This is a genomic window from Sphingorhabdus sp. EL138, from assembly GCF_945862485.1.
In the GTDB taxonomy this organism is placed as follows: domain Bacteria; phylum Pseudomonadota; class Alphaproteobacteria; order Sphingomonadales; family Sphingomonadaceae; genus Sphingorhabdus_B.
In genome coordinates this window covers 169,590-194,087 of sequence record NZ_CAMAYF010000001.1, presented here as the reverse complement: position 1 = coordinate 194,087, position 24,498 = coordinate 169,590, and the positions used below count along the sequence as shown (strand labels likewise).

The following is a 24,498-nucleotide window of genomic DNA, read 5'->3' as shown; positions in this document are numbered from 1 at the left end:
GCAAAGGGTCAATATGTCCGAAACAGAAAATAATCAGCCCCGCCTTGCCGGCGGCATCTTCATTGCCTTTGGGCTATTAATTGGGGCCATTGTCGGCGTTGCGGTAGACCAGCCGTCTGCCGGAACCGTTATCGGCATGGCCATTGGCACCGTCATTGCGGTGGTCATCTGGATCATGGATCGCAAGCGTCGTTAAGGGATCAGATAAAATGTGGAAGCATGTGCGCAATATCATTTTGATCGTCATTGTTCTGGCACTTGCCGGCATTTGGTACATCACCCGTCCGGATGTTGCGAAGCTTCCGCTGGATGCGGTTACCGGTGCGTCGCCCGAAATAACCGCGCCGCGCCCGCAGATTTTCCCGACTATCGCTGTTGCAGAGGTGGACCGCTGGCAAGTTGGCGAAGCCCCGATTGCTGCGCCGGGCCTCATCGTTGAACGCTTTGCCGAAGGCCTTGACCATCCGCGTAATTTATACACTTTGCCCAATGGCGACATTTTGGTTGCTGAGACAAACTCACCACCACGTGACGTGGGCGGCGTTGAGGGTTTCGTGATGAAATGGCTGATGGGTAAGGCGGGTGCCGGTGTCCCTTCGGCCAACCGCATCACCTTGCTGCGCGACGCCGATGGTGATGGCAAGGCCGAATTGAAAACGCCATTCCTCACCGGGCTGAATTCGCCATTTGGCATGGTCCTGATTGGCGAAAAGTTATACGTCGCCAACACCGATGGCTTGGTCGTTTTTCCTTATAAATTGGGCGACACCAAAATTACCACCAAGGGCAAAGAGCTGACAAAGTTCAACGCAATGGCCCCCAACAATCATTGGACGCGCAACCTTGCAGCGTCCCCCGATGGCAAGAAAATTTACATTGCGGTGGGATCGAACAGCAATATTGGCGAACATGGCATGGAAACCGAAAATGGCCGTGCCATGGTGTTGGAATATGACATCGCGAAGGACAAGAAAATTCCTTACGCGATTGGCATGCGTAACCCCGTTGGTCTGGATTGGGATAATAAGGGCCGTTTGTGGAGCGTTGTAAATGAACGCGACATGTTGGGCTCCGATATGGTGCCTGACTATTTGGCGCTTGTCGAATTTGGTGCGGATTATGGTTGGCCGCAACATTATTGGGGCGGTTTTACCGATGCCCGCGTGTCGCCGCCAAAGCCCGAGAAGCGCGAATATGAACGCCGCCCCGATTACGCCCTTGGAAGCCATACAGCGCCGCTTGGCTTGGCTTTTGGCTATAATGGCAAGTTGGGTGCTAGCCTGACTCAAGGGGCATTTGTTGCGCGCCATGGGTCATGGAACCGCAAACCTGTATCGGGTTATAATGTGATCTTCGTGCCGTTTCCGAAGGGTGAACCAGCGGGCAAGCCGGTCAATGTCCTAACAGGCTTCTTGGACAAGGATGGCAATGCGCAAGGTCGCCCGACGATGCTGGTGATGGCAAAGGATGGTTCCTTGTTGGTCAGCGACGATGTCGGCAACATCATCTGGCGGGTACGCGCAAAGAATTAAATCTTCCGCCCTGCGCGGCCTGCGAGTTCCACGGCATAATGCCACGCAATCCGGCCTGAACGCCCGCCGCGTCCTTGGGCAAAACCCAGCGCGTCGGCTTCGTCCCAGTCGAGGTCAAAATGGCTGGCATAGCTGCTGACCATGTGCAGATACGCGTCCTGATCCGGATATTGAAAGCCCAGTTTCAGGCCAAATCGGTCAGCCAAGGCCAGACTATCGTCGATGGCATCGCGGGCATTCATCGCGTCTGCCTGTTCCTTGGCGTCGCGCTCAACGATGTTTCGGCGGTTGGACGTAACGCATAGCCGGACATTGTTCTGACGCGCCTCCACGCCGCCCTCCAGCAATGAACGTAGTAGCCGTGCATTTTGGTCGTGCGGTTCAAACGAGATATCGTCCACGAACAACAGATAGCGCCGACCCGACGCGCCCAATTCTTCAAACAAGGCGGGTAGGCTAGTCAAATGACTGGAGGCGGCTTCGACCAATGCGATGAAGAAGCCATCTTCTTGCAGTGCAGCCACCACAGATTTGACCAAGGCAGATTTGCCCATGCCGCGCGCGCCCCACAATAAGACATCATGCGCCGCAGCGCCCGAGGCGTGTCGCCGGCAATTTTCGTACAAATCGGACTTTTGCCGATCGACTCCGACGATAAGGTTAATGGGCAGTGGCTTAAAACCTTGCACCGCTGCCAAATTCGATCCGTTCCAATGATATGCAGGCGATGATGATAGATCGATCGGCGGCGCGGGCGGCGGTGACAGACGCTCAAGCGCTTCGGCTATCCGTTTGAGCGTGTGCTCGTTCAAGCAGCCAGTTCCTCTGCATCCAGCGCGTAAAGCAATGCCGCCCCTGCCATCGCAGTGCCTTTGAACGCGAAAGCCTCTGGCACCATGATATCCAGATAATAACGGCATGCCGCGACCTTGCTGCGCAAAAAGGCGCTGCTGTCGCCATTGGCGATGTCGGCTTGCGCGGCGCGCAGTTGCTTCAACATCAACCAACCGGACGTCACGACCGCCATCATATTGGTATACGCATAGCTGCCCGCCAAACGATCATCGACATCCGCGCCCAGCATATATTCGGTTACTTCGGCCGTGGCCGCGCAAAGGGCGGACAGGCCGGAATGCTCGGCCGCATCCGCCGAAATCGCGGCAAGGTGATTGCGGATAACATCACCGCCCTGCATCGCGAGCTTGCGGCCAACCAAGTCTGCCGCCTGAATACCATTGGTGCCTTCGTAAATCGCCGCGATGCGAATATCGCGATAATATTGGGCTGCGCCCGTTTCTTCGACAAAGCCCATGCCGCCATGCACTTGAATGCCAAGCGAGGCGATTTCGCTGCCCATGTCTGTGCCATAAGTTTTGGCCAGCGGCGTGAGGAGATCAACCATCTCCTGCGCGCCAGCCTCGCCCAGCGTGGCGTGATCCACATAACTCGAGGCGAGATATAATAAGGCACGGATTGCCTGAGTCCCTGCCTTCATCCGCATCAACATGCGGCGTACATCGGGATGCTCGACAATCGCCACCGATTCACGCGATGGGCCGCTGGCCTTCGCCGATTGCACCCGCTCACGCGCGAACCAGATGGCCTTTTGCGTTGCGGCTTCGGCAATTTGCACCCCTTGCAAGCCGACATTCAGGCGGGCGTTGTTCATCATCGTGAACATGGCGCGCATTCCGCCAAATTCGGGACCAATGAGTTCGCCGACGCAATCACCTTCTTCGCCAAAAGCCAGAACGCAAGTCGGCGAGGCGTTGATACCCATCTTATGCTCAATTGATACGACCTTGATATCATTGGCTTTGCCAATGCTACCGTCGGCATCGACTTGATATTTGGGCACCAGAAACAAGGAAATGCCCTTTGTTCCGGCGGGTCCATCGGGCGTGCGGGCAAGGACCAGATGGACGATATTTTCCGCCATGTCATGATCACCAAAGCTGATGTAAATTTTCGTGCCCTTGATTTGATAGGTACCATCGCCGCGCGGGGTCGCGGTCGACTTCAGCGCGCCCACGTCGGACCCTGCTTGTGGTTCGGTCAGGTTCATTGTGCCCGAATAAGCGCCCGTTGACAGCTTGGGCAGAAACAATTGTTTCTGCCGGTCGGTGCCATGATGATTGATCGCTTCAATCGCACCCACGGAAAGGATCGGGCACAAGGCAAAGGCCATATTCGCGCCGCCAAGCGAATCGAGCGCAACGGTCGCCATCGAAAAAGGCAGACCCTGGCCGCCAAATTCCGCAGGCGCGTTAATCGATCCCCAACCATTGGCGACATAAGATTTATAGGCCGCGACAAAACCATCCGGCATCACAACTTTGCCATCGATCAACCGTGCGCCAACAGTGTCGCCAATGCGGTTCAGCGGGGCAAATTCACCTTCGGCAAAGGCGCCAATGCCTTCGACGATGGCCTGCACCATATCGGGCGTCGCATCGGCAAAACGCGCATGCTGCGCCAATGCATCGATGCCGACGATATGCTTGAGGACAAAATTTTGTTCTGCAACGGGTGCTGAAAACGCCATGGTTGATAAAATTTCCTGTTAAATCGGATATGCATCCGCCTATAGCCGCTAATGATGTTTGGCTCAAATACCTTGGGGAATGGCTGGGTTGTGCCCGCTGACGACGCTGCAATTACCGCTGCGGCGCAGCTTCTTCACGCCGGACAGATTGTAGCGATTCCCACCGAGACGGTTTACGGCCTTGCGGCGGACGCGCAAAATGCAGAAGCCGTCGCGCATATTTATGCCGCAAAAGGCCGGCCGGATTTTAATCCGCTTATTGTGCATGTGCGTGACCGGAAAGCCGCAGAAAAGCTTGGTGTGTTTAACGCTACTGCACAGGCATTGGCGGAGGCTTTCTGGCCAGGCCCATTGACGCTGGTTTTGCCTTTGCAACCCAATGCTCCCGTCGCCCGCGCGGTCACCGCAGGGCTACCGACAATTGCCATTCGGTGCCCCGCCCACCCGGTGATGCAGGCATTGCTCCTAAAAAGCGATTTAAGCCTCGCTGCGCCCTCTGCAAACCGGAGCGGGGCAATCAGCCCAACGCGGGCGGATCATGTCTTAAAAGGGCTAGGAGGGGCTGTGCCGATGATATTAGACGGGGGTTCATGTTCGAAGGGGCTGGAGTCGACGATCGTTGCTGTGCGCGATGATGGTTGGCAGGTGCTGAGACCGGGCCCCGTCAGTTCCATGGACATTGAACAGAAGCTCGGATACCCGCCTTTATCTGTGCCCATGAGCGGGATTGAGGCGCCGGGCCAAATGGCCAGTCATTATGCGCCGTCCAAGCCCGTCCGCCTGAACATTACCGCGCCAGAACAGGACGCGTATCTGATCGGATTTGGTGCAATAGCTGGTGACGAAAACCTTTCGGCGACTGGTGACTTGGCGCAGGCCGCAGCAAATTTATTTGAAGCACTACACAATGCCGATGCGAGTTTGGCCAATGTTATCGCGGTCGCGCCAATTCCGCATGAGGGCATTGGCATCGCCATAAACGACAGGCTCGCAAGAGCAGCCGCCAGGTGACGAAATTGCTTCTCTTCTGCAGGCAGTTGCCACAATTTTTCGCTTGCAGACCCCTTGCTAGAGCGGAACAAATCATAAAATAAGTTGCATATTAAAACGCTATTTCATCCTAAAGATTATTCCACTATCATCGGCGCTCAAGCCGTGCACGGGAGGGCCTTTTGCCAGTATCTTCAAAATTTTTGACGGGCCTATTGGTGCTAATTTCGCTTGCTGGCTGCAGCGATAGCGCGAGCGAAACCAAAGTCGCGCCCAAGGCCGCTTTGCCCGTCGAGATATTCATTGTAGGAAATCAAAACGCAGAGCGCGAGATCAACGCCGTCGGTACGGTACGCTATCGCCGCGAAACGCCTTTAGGTTTTACAACCGCTGGTAAGGTCGCAATCGTGCGGTTTGAGGAAGGCGACGTTGTTAAGCGCGGCGCGTTACTGGCGGCGCTCGATACGACAAATGTTGGCGCCGACATGAGTGTTGCGACGGCAGAGCGAGATCGCGTCCGGGCAGAGTTTGACCGTGTCCGCGTGCTCTATGCCGATGGTTGGATAACCAAAGCGCGCTTTGAGGCGGCTGAGGCAATGTTAAAGAGCGCAGAGGCGCGTGTGCGGCAAGCAGATTTCGCGAGCAGCACTGCCCAGCTTTACGCCCCATCCGGCGGCGTTGTGTTGATGCGCAATGTACAGGCTGGGCAAGTCATCGCTGCTGGAACGCCAGCGCTGATGTTGGGTGAGGCTGACGAAGGCTTTGTCTTCCGCGTCCCCATCGTCGACCGTGACGCGTCGAAACTGCGCGTTGGCATGGCCGCAGATATATCAATTGAATCCGCAGGTGAAACACCGCTGACGGCCACGATATCGGAAATAGACGGTCGCGCAAACGCAGGCACTGGTGCGTTTTCCGTGCAGTTCCGGCTTCCCAATCTGCCCACATTGCGGTCAGGACAAATAGGCACAGCAACGCTAAAGCTGCCAGCGTCGGACAGCGGTGCGATATTACAAATTCCGGCAAGTGCGTTGTTTGGCGTCCGCACCGGCGAAGGCTTGGTGTATGTGGTCGATGCCAAGAACCGCGTTGAAACGCGTAATGTCCTCATTCAACGGGTCATGGATGATTTTGTTAATGTGTCGGGAGGTATAAGCCCCGGGGACAAAATTGTGACCTCCGGTTTGGAAAAACTGCGCACCGGGTCTGCCGTGCGTATCGTCAAGGGACTGCGCTAGTCCATGCATATCGCGGAGTTCGCAATTCGTCGATGGCAGCTGACCCTTGTGCTGTTCTCGTTGCTCTGCGCGTTAGGTTTTTCCGCGTTTCAGCAGGTTCCCCGTGCGGTTGACCCGCATTTTTCAATGCCTGTCGTGTCCATTGTGGCATTGCAGCCTGGGGCCGATGCGGCAGAGATTGAACAAACCATTACCAAGCCGATTGAGGAACTGGTTCAGGGGCTTGAGGACGTCCAAAGTGTCGTATCTTCAAGCAGCGACGGCAATGCGGTCATTCGGGCCGAGTTCGATTGGTCAGGTGATCCTGACCAATATTTCAACGACACCGTGCGTGAAGTTACCGCCATCCGTAATCAGCTTCCGTCAGATCTTCAGGCGCTGCAATTCGAGAAAATCCGCACGACGAATGCGTCAATTCTGCAAATCGCGCTGCTGAGCGATAGTGCCAGCTGGTACCGGATGGAGAAATATGCCCGCGATGTCAGCGAGGCTTTGGGGCGATATAAAGAGGTCCGGCAAGCTGAAATTTACGGCCTGCCGCAAACGGAAATTAGCGTGGCAATCAATTCGGGCAGACTTGCCGAGTTGCGTTTGCCCGCCAGCGTCGTGGTCGATGCGATTCGCTTTGGCGGTGCGGATGTGCCCGCCGGCGCCGTCATTAGCGGTGCACGCAGATTCAATGTTGAAACCGGCGGCGCGTTTCGTGATATCGAAAAAATTCACAACCTTCCGATCCGGACCAACGACGGGTCGATAATCCGTGTCGGAGATGTAGCCGACGTACAAATCAGTGCTGCCGAACAGCGCACAAAAGTAAGCCACAACGGCAAGCGCGCCGTCTTCATTACTGCCAATCAGAAACAGGGCACCGATGCGACCAAATTACGGAACCTGTTGGTCGAGGAGCTTGCAAGACAACAGGAGTTGTTGCCGCCGGACATAGAGGCCGTTATCCAGTTTGATCAAAGCAAGGATATTCGGAAGCGCTTGAACGAGCTTGCGCGCGACTTTGCCATTGCACTGTTTCTTGTCCTGATGACTTTGCTGCCCTTGGGCTGGCGGGCGTCGATGATCGTGATGATATCGATTCCGCTCTCGATTGCATCGGGGTTACTGGCGATATCGGCTTATGGCTTTAACCTCAGCCAGTTGGTGGTTGCAGGCTTCATTTTGACATTGGGACTGTTGGTCGATGACTCGATTGTCGTGGTCGAAAATATCGCTCGGCATTTACGCATGGGGAAGAGCCGGAGCGTAGCTGCGGTTGACGGCACAAAAGAGATTACCATGGCGGTATTGGGGTCGACAGGGGTGTTGGTCTTCGCCTTTCTGCCTTTATTCTTTTTGCCCGAAGGCGCGGGCAAATTTACACAAAGCTTTTTCGGCACCATTGTCGCAACGATAACGGCGTCGATGATTGTATCGCTCACGATCGTCCCGTTTCTGGCGAGCCGCATCTTGAAAGGTGATGAGTCCGAGGAAGGCAGCCCGTTATTGCAATGGCTGATGCGCAAGATTGACCGTTTTTACCACCCGATGCTCCATTGGGCGCTGGACCGGCCTCGCCGCTCGGTGTGGGGGGCATTGGCCGGCACATGCGCGGCATTTCTTCTTGTGCCATTGCTTGGCTTCAGCCTGTTTCCAAATGCCGACACATCTTATTTTCGCGTCACAATAGAGGCGGAACAGGGCGCAAGCATCACCGAAACTGGTCGCATTGTCGCCCAAGTGTCTTCGATATTGAAAACCGAGCCTGCGATCAAAGTGCGTGCAGAAAATGTCGGGTCTTACAATCCGCCCGTTTTCTACAATGTTTTTCAGCGCGGAGAAAACCCGACCCATGGCGAAGTTCTCGCCATCATGGACAATTGGCAAGGGGCAAAATCGCGGGCGATGGTGGAAAGGTTGCGCGCAAAGTTAGACCAGATATCCGGTGCGCGGATTAAGCTGGTGTTGTTTCAAAATGGCGCGCCCATCAACGCCCCTGTTGAATTCCGCGTTTATGGTCCTGATCAGGATGAACTCAAGCGTCTCGCGGGACAAATGGAGCAAGTCCTGCGCGAAACCCCCGGTACCAGGGACATCAACAACCCCGTTGCGTTTGATAAGGTTGATTTGGACATTCGCGTTGATGATGCCAAAGCGGCATTGCTGGATGTGCCCGCTGGCGCGGCGCGGCGTGCGATACGGCTTGCGCTCAGCGGTGAGCGGGCGGGAACCTATCGCGACGCTGAAGGGGACAGCTACCCGGTGGTAGTTCGCTTACCACTAGCAGGCACGCAACCGGTTTCGGCGCTGGAATCGATTTATGTTTCTAACCGAAGCGGGCAGGCCGTTCAATTGGCTGAGATTTCAGAGCCGACCCTGGAATCCACACCTGCGGCCATTTATCGCTATAATCTACAGCGCTATGTTGGCGTCACGGCCCAGATCATCAATGGCGCTGTCGTGTCCAAAGTGAATATGGATGCGAAAAAGCGGATGGACCAGATTCCGCTCAAGCCTGGCTATTCCATAGCGGTCGGCGGTGAGGTGGAGAAAATAAACGACACCTTCGTGGGCTTCGGTCCAGTCGTAATGGTGGCCTTGTTCAGTATATTCGCCATATTGGTTGCTGAATTTGGTCGGTTTAAAGAGGCATTGGTGGTGGCAGGCGTTATCCCTTTGGGCACATTTGGCGGCCTTATCGCCTTATTGCTAACAGGCAATAACCTGTCCTTCCTTGCGATCATTGGATTTATTGCTTTGGTCGGGATCGAGATTAAGAATTCCATATTGTTGGTCGACTTCACCACGCAGTTGCGACAGCGCGGACTTGGCTTGCGCGAAGCGATTGAGAAAGCGGGCGAGGTGCGCTTTCTACCCGTTTTGCTGACGTCGGTAACTGCCATTGGCGGCCTGATGCCGCTCGCCTTATTTGGCGGTAGCCTCTATGGTCCGTTGGCAATCGTGTTAATCGGGGGGTTGATTTCTTCGACTTTGCTATCACGTATCGTGACGCCAGCGATGTACCTTCTGGTGGTGCGCGGGGATGCGGCTAAGGCTGCAAACTCTGCTCAAGCTTAAGGATAGACTATGCCGCACGAAGAAGCCATTTTTGCCGGAGGTTGTTTCTGGTGCACCGAAGCCGTCTTTGGCCAATTGAACGGCGTGAGCGGCGTCGTTAGCGGCTATATTGGTGGCCACACAATCGATCCGACTTATAAGGACGTGTGCGGTGGAAATACCGGCCATGCCGAGGCAATTCGGATTGCTTTTGATGCTGAAGTTATCAGCTACGCTGATTTGCTCGAAATATTCTTTGCGACGCACGACCCGACGCAGTTGAACCGTCAGGGAAATGACATTGGTACCCAATATCGTTCGGCCATTTTCCCATTGTCCGACAAACAGCGCGCCGAAGCAGAAGCGGGGATACAAAAGGCCGCAGCTGATTGGCCTGCGCCTATTGTGACAACGATCGAGGGGCCCGCGACTTGGTATCCTGCGGAAGATTATCACCAAGAATATTGGGACGGCGAAGGACAACGTAACCCATATTGCCTCGCGGTTATTCCGCCAAAATTGGCAAAGTTAAAAAAAGGATTTGCCGCACGGATTGCCAACTGAGCCTAGACTTTGTTGTTTCGTACGTTAAGCAGATATGATGCCTCATAAGCCTGTCCGAAAAGCTGTTTTTCCTGTTGCTGGTTTGGGAACGCGTTTCCTGCCCGCGACCAAAGCCATTCCCAAAGAAATGCTGCCGGTTGTCGACAGCCCGCTCATCCAATATGCGGTGGATGAAGCCCGCGAGGCGGGTATTGAGCAGATGATTTTTGTCACTGGTCGTGGCAAAAGTGTCATTGAGGATCATTTCGACATCGCGTTTGAGCTTGAGCATACCATGACCTCACGCGGTAAAGACGTCTCGGTTTTGGCAAACACGCGGCTTAGTCCCGGCAATTGCGTATATGTTCGGCAGCAAGAGCCCTTGGGTCTTGGCCATGCTATCTGGTGCGCGCGTGATATTATCGGCGATGAGCCCTTTGCCATCTTCCTACCCGACGAGTTTATGCACGGATCGCCGGGATGTATGAAGCAGATGGTCGATGCGTATCATCAGATTGGCGGAAACGTCATCAGCGTGCTTGAAGTGCCGCGCAATGCTGTTTCCAGCTATGGTGTGATTGCCCCGGGCGCGGCGAATGGCGCGGTGACCGAAGTATTGGGCTTAGTTGAAAAACCAAAGGTTGAGGATGCGCCTTCGAACTTGATCGTATCTGGGCGCTATATCCTTCAGCCGGAGGTTATGCGCATACTAGAAGGTCAGGAAAAAGGCGCTGGCGGTGAAATACAGCTTACTGATGCCATGGCACAGATGATCGGCCAGCAACCTTTTCATGCCGTGACATTTAACGGCAACCGCTATGACTGCGGATCTAAAGTGGGATATATCGAGGCAAATTTAGCACTAGCGCTACAGCGACCAGATATGGCAGAGCGGATTCGAGCGATTGCATTGAATTTGCTTAAATAACTTGTCACGCCGGAGGATGTGCTTTGGGACGAAATATACGTTTGATGTTGGTGATAGCGCCGATCATATTGTTGCAGGGGTGCGTTGCGTCCGTGGTCTCAAACGTTGTCACAGCACCTGTGAAGATTATGTCCAAAACCGCCGATGTCCTCACTACCAGCCAGTCTGAGTCGGATGAAAAACGTGGACGTGACATGCGTAAGCGCGAAGAAAACATCGGAAAACTCTCCCGGCAGCTGAAAAAAACCCAAGAACGCTGCGCCGATGGCGACAGAGATGCCTGCGAGAAAGCGAAAGACATTCGTGATCAGATCGAGGACGAGCGGGGCGGCGGGTAACAACGCCACCTTACCGTTTACGTGTGAGAAACATCGACAAACGGCTGAAGCGTTATCCCTCTTGCGGCTTGTCGACCCAATGGCCCGTTGGTCGAAGGCAGCTGGAGCACCATAATGACACTCTGCTAGCCCGTGTTAACGCCGCAATGAACAGGAATATTGTGGACTAAATGGTAGGTTTTCCATGTTTGGTTTAAAAATTCGGCGAGCGTTGCTGGCCACAGCAGCGTCTATCCTGTCTTTGCTCGGCGTTGCGCATGCGAATGTCGATAAAGCCAACGCCGATATGTCCTTGGTATCAAAGGGTAGCCGGAAATTCGACCCTGAATTTTTTGCTTCTTACGCACCCGTGACAGCGCTCGATATGGTGAGGCGCATTCCCGGGTTTTCAATTGATCAGGGAGAAGGTCGCCGGGGTTTCGACGTGACCGCTTCATTTATGCAGGAACCCGGGCATCGGATACTCTTGCGCAAATTGTGAACCGTCAGCGTATTTTGGATCCGTTGTTGCAACTGTCGTTATCGGTTAAATTCTAGGCCTTTACCCCAACATTGTTGGGAGCAAAGCGGGGCAACAAAAAACCCGCCGGGATTGCGCCCGGCGGGTTTTTGTTTGCCTTCAAGGTAAAGTTTATTCTTCTTCGCTCGTGTCAACGACATCGTCGATAGCGGCGTCGGTGGTGGTCAGGTCATCGGAAATGACCTTTGCCAACACATCATCGCCAATCGCCGCTTCAGAACCTTGTGCCAATTCGGCAGCATGCTCTTCAGCCGCTGTCTCAGGCGCAATCAGGCTTTCCTGAAGCTTTTTATAGCTTGCACGAAGTGCAACGTCGCGGCTTGTCGCGGCAATCCGCATACGGTTCATGGCAGAGCCTGTACCCGCAGGGATGAGGCGACCAACGATGACGTTTTCCTTCAGACCGGTCAGAATGTCCTTCTTACCTTCCACCGCGGCCTGCGTCAGAACGCGTGTGGTTTCTTGGAAGGACGCCGCCGAGATGAACGAACGTGTCTGCAACGAAGCCTTGGTGATGCCGAGCAATACGGGGTTCCCCGTTGCTGGTGCTTGGCCCTTGGTCAGCTTTGCGTTGATCGCGTCCATTTCTTCGCGGTCGACCTGTTCACCTGGAAGCAGGGTTGTGTCGCCACCGAAGGTGATCTCAACCTTTTGCAGCATCTGGCGAACGATCGTTTCGATGTGCTTATCGTTGATCTTCACGCCCTGTAGACGATATACTTCCTGAATTTCGGCAACCAGATATTCCGCCAGCGCCTCAATGCCCATGACTTCAAGAATGTCATGCGGGTTCGGCGAACCAGCAATCAGGTTATCGCCCTTACGAACGAAATCACCTTCCTGAACGTCGAGCACCTTGGACTTCTGGATCAAATACTCAATCCGATCGCCTTCTTCCGGCACAATCGCAATCTTGCGCTTCGCCTTGTAATCACGGACGAACTCTACGCGGCCCGAAATTTTGGCGATGATCGCATTGTCCTTTGGAATACGCGCTTCGAACAATTCGGCAACGCGAGGCAGACCACCAGTGATGTCGCGGGTCTTGGCGGACTCGCGGGTCACACGGGCGATAACATCACCAGCCTGCACATCGGAACCATCTTCCACTGAAAGCATCGTACCAACGCCAAGCAGATAACGCGCAGCTTCGCCGCTATCGCCATCCAGTAGGGTAATCCGTGGACGCAGGTCTTCCTTCTTGGTGCGGCTGCCGGCACGATCTTCGATAACGACGCGTTGGGCAATACCCGTTGCTTCGTCGGTCTGTTCGGTCAGCGTTTTGCCGTCAATCAGGTCCTGATATTTCACGACACCCGATTTTTCAGTGATGATCGGCATGGTGAATGGATCCCATTCCGCCAGACGGTCACCCACATTCACATCCGCACCATCAGCGAACATCAACGTCGCACCATAAGGCAGACGGTGAATTTCCATTTCACGGCCGTCCTTGTCGACGATGATCAGTTCGCCGTTACGTGCCATCGCCAAACGCTTCTTCCGCTTGTCAACGATGCTTGGCAAGTCACGGTACATGACCTTACCCGATGCCGTGGCATCAAGGTTGGACTGCTCGTTCAACTGCGCCGCACCACCAATGTGGAAGGTACGCATGGTCAACTGTGTTCCCGGTTCACCGATGGACTGGGCGGCGATAACGCCGACAGCTTCACCGATGTTGACGGGCGTACCGCGTGCAAGGTCACGGCCATAGCATGTACCGCAAACGCCGATCTTGGATTCACACACCAGTGGCGAGCGGATCTTCAACGCTTGAATGCCGGTTTCTTCCATCGCGATAACCATGGGCTCGTCGAGCAAGGTTCCCGATGGGATCAGCACCTTGCCATCAAGGCCGATAATGTCTTCCGCTGTGGTGCGGCCAAGGACACGCTCACCGAGCGAGGCGATTGTCGAACCACCCTGAACGATGGAACGCATTTCCAAGGCACGCTCTGTACCGCAATCGACTTCAACGATGGTGCAATCCTGCGATACGTCCACCAGACGGCGCGTCAGATAACCTGAGTTTGCAGTCTTCAATGCTGTATCGGCCAGACCCTTACGGGCACCGTGGGTCGAGTTGAAATACTCGAGAACGGTCAGACCTTCCTTAAAGTTCGAGATGATCGGCGTTTCAATGATCTCGCCCGACGGCTTGGCCATCAATCCACGCATACCGGCAAGCTGCTTCATCTGCGCTGGCGAACCACGCGCACCGGAGTGGCTCATCATGTACACCGAGTTCACTGGCAATTCGCGGCCATGTTCGTCGGTTGGTGAAGCCTTCAGCTTGTCCATCATGGCGTTGGCGACCTTGTCACCGCATGTGGACCAGGCGTCGATGACCTTGTTGTACTTTTCCTGCTGCGTGATCAGGCCGTCCTGATACTGCTGCTCGAAATCGGCCACAATTGCTTTGGTTTCGGCAACCATTTCGGTCTTTTCTTCCGGAATGATCATATCGTCCTTGCCGAACGAAATACCCGCCTTGAACGCATATTTGAAGCCAAGCGACATGATAGCGTCGGCGAACAATACCGTGTCTTTCTGACCGGTGTGGCGATAGACTTGGTCGATAACGTCGCCGATTTCCTTCTTGGTGAGAAGGCGGTTGACGGTTTCGAAGGGCACGCGGTGGCTCTTTGGCAGGGTTTCTGCGAGCAACATACGGCCAGGCGTAGTGTCAAAGCGGACCATGCGCTCTACGCCGTCTTCGCCAGTCTGTGGCACGCGGGCGATGATCTTGGAATGCAGAGTGACCGCACCCACTTCAAGCGCCTGATGCACTTCGGCCATGTCGGATAGCATCATGCCTTCGCCTGGCTCGCCGCGACGATCCATTGAAAGATAATACAGACCCAAGACCATATCCTGCGAAGGCACGATAATTGGCTTACCATTGGCTGGCGACAGGATGTTGTTGGTGGACATCATCAAGACGCGTGCTTCCAATTGCGCCTCAAGGCTCAATGGAACGTGGACGGCCATCTGGTCACCGTCAAAGTCGGCGTTGAATGCCGAACAGACGAGCGGGTGAAGCTGGATAGCCTTGCCTTCGATCAGGACTGGTTCGAACGCCTGAATGCCCAAACGGTGCAGCGTTGGCGCACGGTTCAGTAATACGGGATGCTCGCGGATAACCTCATCGAGGATGTCCCAAACTTCCTTCCGCTCCTTTTCGACCCACTTTTTGGCTTGCTTGAGGGTCATTGAAAGACCCTTTGCATCCAGACGCGAGTAAATGAACGGCTTGAACAGCTCGAGCGCCATCTTCTTTGGCAGACCGCATTGATGCAATTTCAATTCTGGACCGGTCACAATAACCGAACGGCCCGAATAATCTACGCGCTTACCCAAAAGGTTCTGGCGGAAGCGGCCCTGCTTGCCCTTGAGCATGTCGGAGAGCGATTTCAACGGACGCTTGTTGGCACCGGTGATGGTGCGACCGCGACGGCCATTGTCGAACAACGCGTCAACGGCTTCCTGCAACATGCGCTTTTCATTGCGGACGATGATGTCTGGTGCGCGAAGCTCAATCAGGCGCTTCAAACGGTTGTTACGGTTGATGACGCGGCGATAGAGATCGTTCAGATCGGAGGTCGCAAAACGGCCACCATCCAGCGGCACCAATGGACGCAATTCTGGTGGAATGACTGGAATGACGTCCAAAATCATCCACTCTGGCTTGTTACCGGAATCGATGAAGCTCTCGACAACCTTCAAACGCTTGATAATCTTCTTTGGCTTGAGCTCGGACTTTGTGACCGCCAACTCGTCGAGTAGATCGGTGCGCTCTTGTTCAAGGTCGAGGTCCATCAACATGGTCTTGACAGCTTCGGCACCAATGCTGGCGGTGAAGGCGTCTTCGCCATATTCGTCCTGTGCGTCGAGCAATTCGTCTTCGCTCAGAAGCTGGAACTTCTCCAGCGCAGTCAGGCCAGGCTCAGTCACGATGTAGTTTTCGAAATACAACACGCGCTCAAGCTGCTTCAACTGCATGTCGAGCAACAAGCCAATGCGCGATGGTAGCGACTTCAGGAACCAGATATGCGCAACAGGTGCAGCCAATTCGATGTGGCCCATACGCTCACGGCGTACCTTGGTAACCGTAACTTCAACGCCGCACTTTTCACAGACGACGCCCTTATATTTCATGCGCTTATACTTGCCGCACAAGCACTCATAATCCTTTACCGGACCAAAGATGCGCGCGCAGAACAGGCCGTCACGCTCTGGCTTGAACGTGCGATAATTGATGGTTTCCGGCTTTTTAATTTCGCCAAAAGACCAGCTGCGGATTTTTTCCGGCGACGCGATCCCGATTTGGATCTGGTCAAAGGTTTCGACCTTGGCGACGGGATTGTTGAATTTGCTCAGTTCGTTCATATTCTTTTCCTCATTGGGCACGTGCCCATGAAAACCTAAAGGCGGGGGCAGGGGGCGGACCGAGATCCGCCCATCGCTGCTTTATTCCGCTGCCTCGGCAAAGCCCTCGTCACCTTCGATCAAGTCATGCGCTTTCAAGTCTACGTTGAGACCCAATGAACGCATTTCCTTAACCAGAACGTTGAAGCTTTCTGGGATACCCGCTTCAAAGCTATCGTCACCCTTGACGATGGCTTCGTAAACCTTGGTACGGCCGATCACGTCATCTGATTTGACAGTGAGCATTTCCTGCAAGGTGTATGCGGCGCCATAGGCTTGAAGTGCCCAGCATTCCATTTCCCCGAAACGCTGACCACCGAATTGCGCCTTACCACCCAGTGGTTGCTGTGTGACAAGGCTGTACGGTCCGATCGAACGGGCGTGGATCTTGTCATCAACAAGGTGATGCAGTTTCAACATATAAATGATGCCGACAGTAACCTTGCGGTCGAACTTGTCGCCGGTGCGTCCGTCGAACAGATCCGACTGACCTGAACCATCAAGTCCAGCAAGCTGAAGCATGTTGGTAACGTCCGCTTCACGTGCACCGTCGAACACAGGGGTTCCCATAGGCACGCCGGTTATCACATTACCGGCAAGCTCAATGATATCAGCATCGCTGCGGTTCTTGATCTCGTCGGCATATTCTTCGCCATAGGCTTTTGCCAAACGCTCACGTACCACGGCAGGCGGTGCCGCTGCTTCGGGGTTCGGGTTTGCATGGCGCCACTCTTCGAGAGCTTCACCAATTTGCATCCCCAGACCACGTGCGGCCCAGCCCAAATGGGTTTCGAAAATCTGACCCACGTTCATACGTGACGGCACACCCAATGGGTTGAGCACGATGTCAACTGGCGTACCATCGGCAAGGAACGGCATGTCTTCTTGCGGAAGAATCCGCGAGATAACACCCTTGTTTCCGTGACGTCCGGCCATCTTGTCGCCTGGCTGCAGCTTACGCTTCACGGCAACGAAGACCTTAACCATCTTGAGCACGCCCGGCGCCAGCTCATCGCCACGCTCCAGCTTCTCACGACGATCTTCGAACTTCTCGACGATCAACTTGACGGCGTCGTCATACTGCACCTTGACCGCTGCAAGGTCGCCTTGGACCTTGTCGTCGGCAACGGCGATTTTCCACCATTCGTAACGCTCAACTTCGCTGAGATTTTCTTCAGTGATCTTGTCGCCCTTCTTGATGCCCTTCGGTGCTGCGGCTGCAGTCTGACCAATGAGCATGTCTTTGAGGCGGTTGTAGGTTGCACGGTTCAAAATCGAACGTTCGTCCTCACGGTCTTTCGCAAGACGTTCGATTTCTTCACGTTCAATCGCCATGGCGCGTTCGTCTTTGTCGATACCGTGACGGTTAAAGACGCGCACTTCAACAACCGTACCAGCAACACCCGGCGACAGACGCAGCGAGGTGTCGCGCACGTCGCTTGCCTTTTCACCGAAGATGGCGCGCAAGAGCTTCTCTTCTGGCGTCATCGGGCTTTCACCCTTTGGCGTGATCTTACCGACAAGGATGTCACCGGGGTGCACCTCTGCGCCGATATAGACAATGCCAGCTTCATCCAGGCTGCGAAGCGCTTCTTCACCTACGTTTGGAATATCGCGGGTGATATCTTCTGGTCCAAGCTTGGTATCGCGGGCCATGACTTCGAATTCTTCGATATGGACCGATGTAAAAACATCGTCCTTCACGATACGTTCGGAGATCAAGATCGAGTCTTCGTAGTTATACCCGTTCCAAGGCATAAACGCGACGAGGCTGTTTTTGCCCAATGCCAGTTCGCCCAGCTCAGTCGAAGGACCGTCGGCAATAATGTCGCCGGCCTCAATCACGTCACCAACCTTCACCAATGGCTTTTGGTTGATGCAGGTGTTCTGGTTCGAACGCTGGAACTTTTGCAATGTGTAGATGTCGACGCCCGATTTGCCGGGTTCCACATCACCGGTAACACGCACAACGATACGCTTTGCATCGACTTGATCGACGATACCCGTGCGGCGGGCCGCGATAGCCGCGCCAGAGTCACGTGCGACGGTTTCTTCCATGCCCGTGCCGACAAACGGTGCTTCTGCACGCAGCAGAGGCACAGCCTGACGTTGCATGTTCGATCCCATCAAGGCGCGGTTTGCGTCATCGTTTTCCAGGAACGGAATGAGCGACGCGGCAACTGAAACCAACTGCTTTGGCGACACGTCCATCAACGTGATCTGATCACGCGGTGCCATCAGGAATTCACCTGCTTCACGTGACGAAATCAGGTCTTCGGCAAAGCTACCATCGGCGTTCAATTCGGCGTTCGCCTGCGCGATGGTGTTCTTTTGCTCTTCCATGGCGGAGAGATACACCACGTCGTCGGTGACCTTATTGTCCACAACCTTGCGATAGGGCGTTTCGATAAAGCCATATTTGTTCACGCGGCTAAAGCTGGCGAGCGAGTTGATCAGACCAATGTTCGGGCCTTCCGGCGTTTCAATCGGGCAGATACGACCATAATGCGTCGGGTGAACGTCGCGGACTTCAAAGCCTGCACGCTCGCGCGTCAAACCACCTGGTCCAAGTGCCGAAACGCGGCGCTTGTGGGTGACTTCCGAAAGCGGGTTGGTCTGGTCCATAAACTGCGACAATTGCGACGAACCAAAGAATTCACGCACCGCAGCAACCGCAGGCTTTGCGTTGATCAGGTCGTTTGGCATTACGGTCGATACATCAACCGAGCTCATCCGCTCCTTCACGGCGCGCTCCATACGAAGCAAACCAACGCGATACTGGTTTTCCAGCAATTCGCCGACCGAACGGACACGACGGTTGCCAAGGTTATCGATATCGTCGATTTCGCCCTTGCCGTCCTTCAGGTTTACCAATTCCTTGACCACCGCAAGAATATCTTCAGTGCGCAAGGTTGTCAGCGTGTCTTCCGCGTCTAAGTTCAAGCGCATGTTCAGCTTTACGCGGCCAACGGCGCTGAGGTCATAGCGGTCCGCATCGAAGAACAGGCCAGCGAACAAGGCTTCCGCGGTTTCGCGCGTTGGCGGCTCACCAGGGCGCATCACGCGGTAAATGGCGTCGAGCGCCATATCGCGGTTTTCGGCCTTGTCGGCCTTCAACGTGTTGCGCATCCACGCGCCGGTGATGACATGATCAATGTCGAGCAGCTCAATGCTGTCGATTCCGGCCTTGTCCAGCGCATCGAGGTTTTCGGCGGTGATTTCATCGCCTGCTTCCACATAAATGCGGCCGGTCTTCTCGTCGATCAAATCATACGCCGAATAACGGCCAAAGATTTCTTCGGTTGGGATCAACAGGCTGGTCAGGCCATCCTTCACGGCTTTGTTGGCGGCGCGTGGGGTAACCTTGGTGCCTGCAGGGAACACAACTTCGCCTGTCTTCGCATCGACAATGTCGAACATCGGCTTCGATGCGCGCCATTGCTCGGCATTGAACGGGATCTTCCATCCACCCTTGCCACGCTCAAACGTCACGCGGTCGTAGAAATGGCCCAAAATTTCTTCGTCATTCAGACCCAGTGCGTAAAGCAAGGTCGTAACCGGCAACTTACGCTTACGGTCGATACGGACGTTGACGATGTCTTTCGCATCAAATTCAAAGTCGAGCCACGAACCACGGTAAGGGATAACGCGCGCTGCAAACAGATATTTGCCGCTGCTGTGCGTTTTACCGCGGTCATGGTCGAACAAGACGCCCGGCGAACGGTGCATCTGCGATACGATAACGCGCTCTGTACCGTTGATGAAGAAGGTGCCGTTATGCGTCATGAGCGGCATGTCGCCCATATACACGTCCTGCTCCTTAATATCGAGGACCGAACGCGCTTCGGTGTCGGGGTCAACCTCAAACACGATCAGGCGCAACGTCACCTTCATTTGCGCTGCATAGGTAATTCCGCGCTGACGGCATTCTTCTACGTCAAATTTCGGATCTTCGAGTTCGTAATGGACGAAGTCGAGTTCCGAAGTGCCGGCAAAATCCTTAACTGGAAAGACGCTGCGCAGCGTCTTTTCAAGGCCGGATACATAGCCAATCGACGGGTCAGAACGCAGGAACTGTTCATAGCTCTCGCGCTGAACCTCAATGAGGTTGGGCATGTCGATAACTTCGTGGATGTTACCGAAGATTTTGCGAATACGCTTTTGACGCGACAGGGTCGCAGGAGCGGGACGGGATGCCATAAGGTGCTTTGCCTCAGTTAGAAATGTCAGTCGCGGCGTGCCATTCCACAGACAAGAAAAGGCCGCATAGCAATGGCCCGAAGAATCGGGTCCTGCCGTGCAGCCGTTTCGCGTATGTGAAAACCCATATCCATCAATGCGTTAGCCAAGTTGCGCGACGACAAGGCCATTCCCGATGGGCTGGATGTTGAGAGCGATATAGGCGGCGCGGGGGCGGGGGTCAAGCGCGACCTGCGCTGGCCATCGGGCAAAAACGCAACTGAAGGCCGCCGTTGTGAACGGCGTCGTTCAGGAAGAATGGTCCGTTTCCGAAACATGCTGCCAAAGTGCACTTCATCCCCCCAACCCCCTACCGCCTTTCCGCCATGCTTGAAGGGGCGGGGCGGCCCTGCTAGGGGCGCTTTATGACTGAACTCTCCCTCATCCGTAATTTTTCCATTATCGCCCACATAGACCATGGAAAGTCTACCTTGGCCGACCGGTTGATCCAACAAACCGGCGGGCTTACGGCGCGTGAAATGACGAGCCAAGTCCTTGATAATATGGATATTGAGAAAGAGCGCGGCATCACCATCAAGGCGCAAACTGTGCGCCTGGATTATACCGCGAAGGACGGCATCACCTATCAGCTTAACCTGATGGACACCCCCGGCCATGTCGACTTCGCGTATGAAGTCAGCCGCAGCCTTGCCGCATGTGAAGGCGCGTTGCTGGTCGTCGACGCCGCGCAAGGCGTTGAGGCGCAAACGCTCGCCAACGTCTATCAATCGATTGAGCATGACCATGAAATCGTCCCCGTCATCAACAAAATCGATCTGCCCGCGGCAGAGGTGGACAAGGTTAAGGCCGAGATTGAGGACATAATCGGCTTACCCGCCGACGACGCCGTCCTGACCAGCGCCAAATCGGGCATTGGCATCGACGAAGTGCTGGAGGCCGTCGTCACCCGCATTCCCCCGCCAAAGGGCGACCGCAACGCGCCGCTCAAAGCCATGCTCGTCGATTCATGGTACGACCCCTATTTGGGCGTTGTCATCCTGATCCGCGTCATTGATGGCGTCATCAAAAAAGGCCAGGAAATTCAGTTCATGGCCGCGGGCACAAAGCATTTGGTCGACCGCGTCGGATGCATGCGGCCAAAGCTGGAGATATTGCCCGAAATCGCCGCGGGTGAAGTCGGCATTATCACCGCGCAGATTAAAGAAGTCGCCCAAACCCGCGTCGGCGATACGATTACCGATGCCAAGCGCCCCGCCGCAGAAGCACTCCCCGGCTTCAAAGAAGTGCAGCCCGTCGTGTTCTGCGGCCTGTTCCCGACCGACGCCGCCGACTTTGAAAAGCTCCGCGAAAGCATCAGCAAGCTGCGCCTCAACGACGCATCGTTCAGCTTCGAAACCGAAAGCAGCGCCGCCTTGGGCTTTGGCTTTCGCTGTGGCTTCCTTGGGTTGCTCCACTTGGAAATCATTCAGGAGCGCCTGACCCGCGAATTTGACCTCGACCTTATCACCACCGCGCCGTCGGTGGTGTATAAATTGGAGCTGAGCCGTAGCAAAACCGAAGATGCGCGCAGCATGGAGCTGCATAACCCCGCCGACATGCCCGACGTCAACCGCATCGACGAAATTCAGGAGCCATGGATACAGGCGACGATTTACTGCCCCGATGAATATCTCGGCTCCATATTGAAACTGTGCCAAGACCGCCGCGGCATTCAAAAGCAGCTGACCTATGTCGGTGGCCGCGCGCAGATCGTCTACGAATTGCCATTGAACGAAGTGGTGTTCGACTTTTACGACCGGCTCAAGAGCATCAGCCGTGGCTATGCCTCATTCGATTATCACCAGATCGGCCACCGCGAAGGCGACCTTGTGAAGATGAGCATCATGGTCAATGGCGACCCGGTCGACGCGTTGAGCATGATTGTCCACCGCGGCACAGCGGAATCGCGCGGCCGCGGCATGTGCGAACGCCTAAAAGACCTGATCCCGCGCCATTTGTTCAAAATCCCCGTGCAAGCGGCCATCGGCGGCAAAGTCATCGCCCGCGAAACCATCGCCGCCATGCGCAAGGACGTGACCGCGAAATGCTATGGCGGCGACATCAGCCGTAAGAAAAAGCTGCTGGAAAAGCAGAAAAAGGGCAAGGCGCGGATGCGGGAGTATGGGAATGTATCGATCCCTCAAGAAGCGTTTATTGCGGCGTTGCGGATGGGGGAGGAGTAAGCTTTCCCGCCTCCATCACCACAATGCGGTTTGCGACGCATAAACCCCAATTCTCTGACTGACAGCGCGCGTTTGGTCTGCTACGCGGCCCTCCATGCTTAATCTGAACGGTATCACCGTGCGCCTTGGCGGACGCACTATCCTTGACCGCGCCACCGCGGCCTTGCCCCCTTACAGCCGTATCGGCCTGATCGGGCGCAATGGTGCGGGTAAGTCGACATTGATGAAGGTGATGATTGGTTCGCTGGAGGCCGATGACGGCAGCCTCGATATGCCCAAGGGCACGCGCATCGGCTATATCGCGCAAGAGGCGCCTGCGGGCGATTCCACGCCGTTTGACACGGTGCTGGCGGCAGATACAGAACGCGCGGCGTTGATGGCCGAAAGCGAGCAAGAGGGGCTTGACCCCGACCGCATGGCCGAAGTGCATGAACGCTTGATCGCGATTGATGCCTATACGGCGCCCGCGCGGGCTTCGCGGATTTTGGTCGGCCTTGGCTTTGACGAAGATATGCAGGGGCGGCCGCTCGATAGCTTTTCTGGTGGTTGGAAAATGCGCGTGGCGCTGGCGTCGTTATTGTTTTCGCAGCCGGACCTGCTGTTGCTCGATGAACCGTCAAACCACTTGGACTTGGAAGCGACCTTGTGGCTGGAAAATTTCCTCAAGGGTTACCCTGCGATGATGGTGGTGATCAGCCATGAACGCGATTTGCTGAACAATGTCGTCGACCATATCCTGCATCTCGATAATGGTCAGGTGACGCTCTATTCCGGTGGTTATGACTCGTTTGAGCGGCAACGTGCCGAACGCGCCGCGCAATTGGCGGCGGCCAAGGCGAGCCAAGACGCGCAACGTGCCAAGCTGCAGGATTATGTCGCGCGCAACTCGGCGCGTGCGTCGACCGCAAAGCAGGCGCAGTCCAGAGCCAAGGCGCTGGCACGGATGCAGCCGATTGCCGCCATGGCCGAAGACCCGACGTTAAGCTTTGACTTTCCAAGCCCCGATGAACTGAAACCGCCCTTGGTGACGCTGGATCTGGCGAGTGTGGGCTATACCGAGGGTAATCCTATATTGCAGCGGTTGAACCTGCGGATTGACCCCGATGACCGGATCGCTTTGCTGGGGCGCAACGGCAATGGTAAGACGACGCTCGCGCGCTTGCTCGCGGCGCAACTGACGCCGATGGAAGGGCAGATGAGTTCCTCGGGCAAGATGCGCGTAGGCTATTTCACGCAATATCAGGTGGAGGAGCTGGACGGCGACGATACCCCGCTGGAGCATATGACCCAGCAGATGAAGGGCGCGAGCCCCGGCGCGGTGCGCGCGCAATTGGGGCGGTTCGGCTTTTCCGGGCAAAAGGCGACGACCAAGGTCGGCAAGCTGTCGGGCGGTGAACGCGCGCGGCTGGCGCTGGCGCTGATCACGCGCGATGCGCCGCATATGCTGATCCTAGATGAGCCAACGAACCATTTGGACGTCGATGCGCGTGAGGCATTAGTGCAGGCGCTGAATGAATATGACGGCACGGTCGTGCTGGTCAGCCATGACCGCCATATGCTGGAGCTAACGGCGGACCGTCTGGTGCTGGTTGACGGCGGGACGGCGACCGAATTTTCCGGCACGATTGAGGATTATACCGACTTTATCTTGGGCAAGGGCCCCGCGAAGGAGAAAGTGTCGAAGGCCGACCGCAAGGAAGACAAAAAGGCCGCCGCGGCATCGCGTGAGGCGCACGCGAAGCTCAAGCGTGATGTCAGCGATGCCGAAGCGGATCTTGCAAAGTTGGAGGTCGTGTTGAGCGCGATTGACCGCGCGATGTTCGACCCCGCGTCGGCGGCGAATGAATATAAGAACCTGACGATGGGCGAGCTGTCACAACGCCGCGGCAAAATTGTCGCGGCGCAAGAGGCGGCGGAAGCCCGCTGGATTGCCGCGAGCGAGGCGTTGGAGCGGGGCTGAGGCGGG

General features: G+C 55.4%; 15 protein-coding genes. 11 read left to right on the top strand and 4 right to left on the bottom strand.

Annotated elements, in window-relative coordinates:
- Positions 1-13: 13 nt before the first annotated feature.
- Positions 14-196 carry a hypothetical protein gene (locus Q0O33_RS00895; protein WP_295494786.1) on the top strand — a complete coding sequence of 61 codons (183 nt, stop codon included), beginning with the start codon at positions 14-16 and terminating at the stop codon, positions 194-196.
- 13 nt (positions 197-209) lie between these two features.
- Entirely contained in the window at positions 210-1,532 is a 1,323-nt protein-coding gene (locus tag Q0O33_RS00890) for a sorbosone dehydrogenase family protein (RefSeq protein WP_295494783.1), read from the top strand.
- Here the strand turns inward: Q0O33_RS00890 and Q0O33_RS00885 are convergent.
- Both Q0O33_RS00885 and Q0O33_RS00880 read right to left on the bottom strand, forming a co-directional pair.
- Positions 1,529-2,344: a DUF815 domain-containing protein gene (locus Q0O33_RS00885; protein WP_295494781.1), complete on the bottom strand. Its 816-nt coding sequence runs from the start codon at positions 2,342-2,344 to the stop codon at positions 1,529-1,531. The genes Q0O33_RS00890 and Q0O33_RS00885 overlap by 4 nt on opposite strands.
- Positions 2,341-4,077 carry an acyl-CoA dehydrogenase gene (locus tag Q0O33_RS00880; protein WP_295494777.1) on the bottom strand — a complete coding sequence of 579 codons (1,737 nt, stop codon included), beginning with the start codon at positions 4,075-4,077 and terminating at the stop codon, positions 2,341-2,343. Before Q0O33_RS00880 ends, Q0O33_RS00885 begins: the two co-directional genes overlap by 4 nt.
- 51 nt (positions 4,078-4,128) lie before the next feature.
- On the opposite strand from Q0O33_RS00880, the gene Q0O33_RS00875 reads away from it, so the two are divergent.
- The 7 genes from Q0O33_RS00875 to Q0O33_RS00845 all read left to right on the top strand — a co-directional run bounded on the left by Q0O33_RS00875 (position 4,129) and on the right by Q0O33_RS00845 (position 11,640).
- On the top strand, positions 4,129-5,088 hold the full coding sequence (locus Q0O33_RS00875; RefSeq protein WP_295494774.1) for an L-threonylcarbamoyladenylate synthase: 960 nt from the start codon (positions 4,129-4,131) through the stop codon (positions 5,086-5,088).
- Between the two features lie 161 nt (positions 5,089-5,249).
- On the top strand, positions 5,250-6,305 hold the full coding sequence (locus Q0O33_RS00870; protein ID WP_295494772.1) for an efflux RND transporter periplasmic adaptor subunit: 1,056 nt from the start codon (positions 5,250-5,252) through the stop codon (positions 6,303-6,305).
- A 3-nt stretch (positions 6,306-6,308) separates the two neighbouring features.
- Positions 6,309-9,371: an efflux RND transporter permease subunit gene (locus Q0O33_RS00865; RefSeq protein WP_295494769.1), complete on the top strand. Its 3,063-nt coding sequence runs from the start codon at positions 6,309-6,311 to the stop codon at positions 9,369-9,371.
- Positions 9,372-9,380: 9 nt separating this feature from the next.
- Entirely contained in the window at positions 9,381-9,914 is a 534-nt protein-coding gene (gene msrA / locus Q0O33_RS00860) for a peptide-methionine (S)-S-oxide reductase MsrA (protein WP_295494766.1), read from the top strand.
- Between the two features lie 37 nt (positions 9,915-9,951).
- Positions 9,952-10,821 carry a UTP--glucose-1-phosphate uridylyltransferase GalU gene (gene galU, locus Q0O33_RS00855; protein WP_295494943.1) on the top strand — a complete coding sequence of 290 codons (870 nt, stop codon included), beginning with the start codon at positions 9,952-9,954 and terminating at the stop codon, positions 10,819-10,821.
- Between the two features lie 128 nt (positions 10,822-10,949).
- Entirely contained in the window at positions 10,950-11,159 is a 210-nt protein-coding gene (locus tag Q0O33_RS00850) for a hypothetical protein (RefSeq protein ID WP_366048023.1), read from the top strand.
- Between the two features lie 184 nt (positions 11,160-11,343).
- Positions 11,344-11,640: a hypothetical protein gene (locus tag Q0O33_RS00845; RefSeq protein ID WP_295494763.1), complete on the top strand. Its 297-nt coding sequence runs from the start codon at positions 11,344-11,346 to the stop codon at positions 11,638-11,640.
- Between the two features lie 150 nt (positions 11,641-11,790).
- Here the strand turns inward: Q0O33_RS00845 and rpoC are convergent, their stop codons facing one another.
- Positions 11,791-16,071, bottom strand: coding sequence for a DNA-directed RNA polymerase subunit beta' (gene rpoC / locus Q0O33_RS00840; protein WP_295494760.1), 4,281 nt, complete (start codon positions 16,069-16,071; stop codon positions 11,791-11,793).
- 81 nt (positions 16,072-16,152) lie between these two features.
- Positions 16,153-20,310: a DNA-directed RNA polymerase subunit beta gene (rpoB, locus tag Q0O33_RS00835; protein ID WP_295494757.1), complete on the bottom strand. Its 4,158-nt coding sequence runs from the start codon at positions 20,308-20,310 to the stop codon at positions 16,153-16,155.
- A 404-nt stretch (positions 20,311-20,714) separates the two neighbouring features.
- On the opposite strand from rpoB, the gene lepA reads away from it, so the two are divergent.
- Both lepA and Q0O33_RS00825 read left to right on the top strand, forming a co-directional pair.
- Positions 20,715-22,532: a translation elongation factor 4 gene (lepA, locus tag Q0O33_RS00830; protein WP_295494756.1), complete on the top strand. Its 1,818-nt coding sequence runs from the start codon at positions 20,715-20,717 to the stop codon at positions 22,530-22,532.
- 94 nt (positions 22,533-22,626) lie between these two features.
- Positions 22,627-24,492 (top strand): ABC-F family ATP-binding cassette domain-containing protein, encoded by a 1,866-nt coding sequence (locus tag Q0O33_RS00825; protein WP_295494754.1) that lies wholly within the window; start codon positions 22,627-22,629, stop codon positions 24,490-24,492.
- Positions 24,493-24,498: the final 6 nt, after the last annotated feature.

Coding starts and splice junctions, on each gene's coding strand:
- Q0O33_RS00875 (WP_295494774.1), top strand. CDS start 4,129: ATGATGTTTGGCTCAAATACCTTGGGGAATGGCTGGGTTGTGCCCGCT.
- galU (WP_295494943.1), top strand. CDS start 9,952: ATGCCTCATAAGCCTGTCCGAAAAGCTGTTTTTCCTGTTGCTGGTTTG.
- Q0O33_RS00850 (WP_366048023.1), top strand. CDS start 10,950: ATGTCCAAAACCGCCGATGTCCTCACTACCAGCCAGTCTGAGTCGGAT.
- Q0O33_RS00825 (WP_295494754.1), top strand. CDS start 22,627: ATGCTTAATCTGAACGGTATCACCGTGCGCCTTGGCGGACGCACTATC.
- Q0O33_RS00845 (WP_295494763.1), top strand. CDS start 11,344: ATGTTTGGTTTAAAAATTCGGCGAGCGTTGCTGGCCACAGCAGCGTCT.
- Q0O33_RS00895 (WP_295494786.1), top strand. CDS start 14: ATGTCCGAAACAGAAAATAATCAGCCCCGCCTTGCCGGCGGCATCTTC.
- Q0O33_RS00880 (WP_295494777.1), bottom strand. CDS start 4,077: ATGGCGTTTTCAGCACCCGTTGCAGAACAAAATTTTGTCCTCAAGCAT.
- rpoB (WP_295494757.1), bottom strand. CDS start 20,310: ATGGCATCCCGTCCCGCTCCTGCGACCCTGTCGCGTCAAAAGCGTATT.
- rpoC (WP_295494760.1), bottom strand. CDS start 16,071: ATGAACGAACTGAGCAAATTCAACAATCCCGTCGCCAAGGTCGAAACC.
- Q0O33_RS00890 (WP_295494783.1), top strand. CDS start 210: ATGTGGAAGCATGTGCGCAATATCATTTTGATCGTCATTGTTCTGGCA.
- Q0O33_RS00865 (WP_295494769.1), top strand. CDS start 6,309: ATGCATATCGCGGAGTTCGCAATTCGTCGATGGCAGCTGACCCTTGTG.
- lepA (WP_295494756.1), top strand. CDS start 20,715: ATGACTGAACTCTCCCTCATCCGTAATTTTTCCATTATCGCCCACATA.
- msrA (WP_295494766.1), top strand. CDS start 9,381: ATGCCGCACGAAGAAGCCATTTTTGCCGGAGGTTGTTTCTGGTGCACC.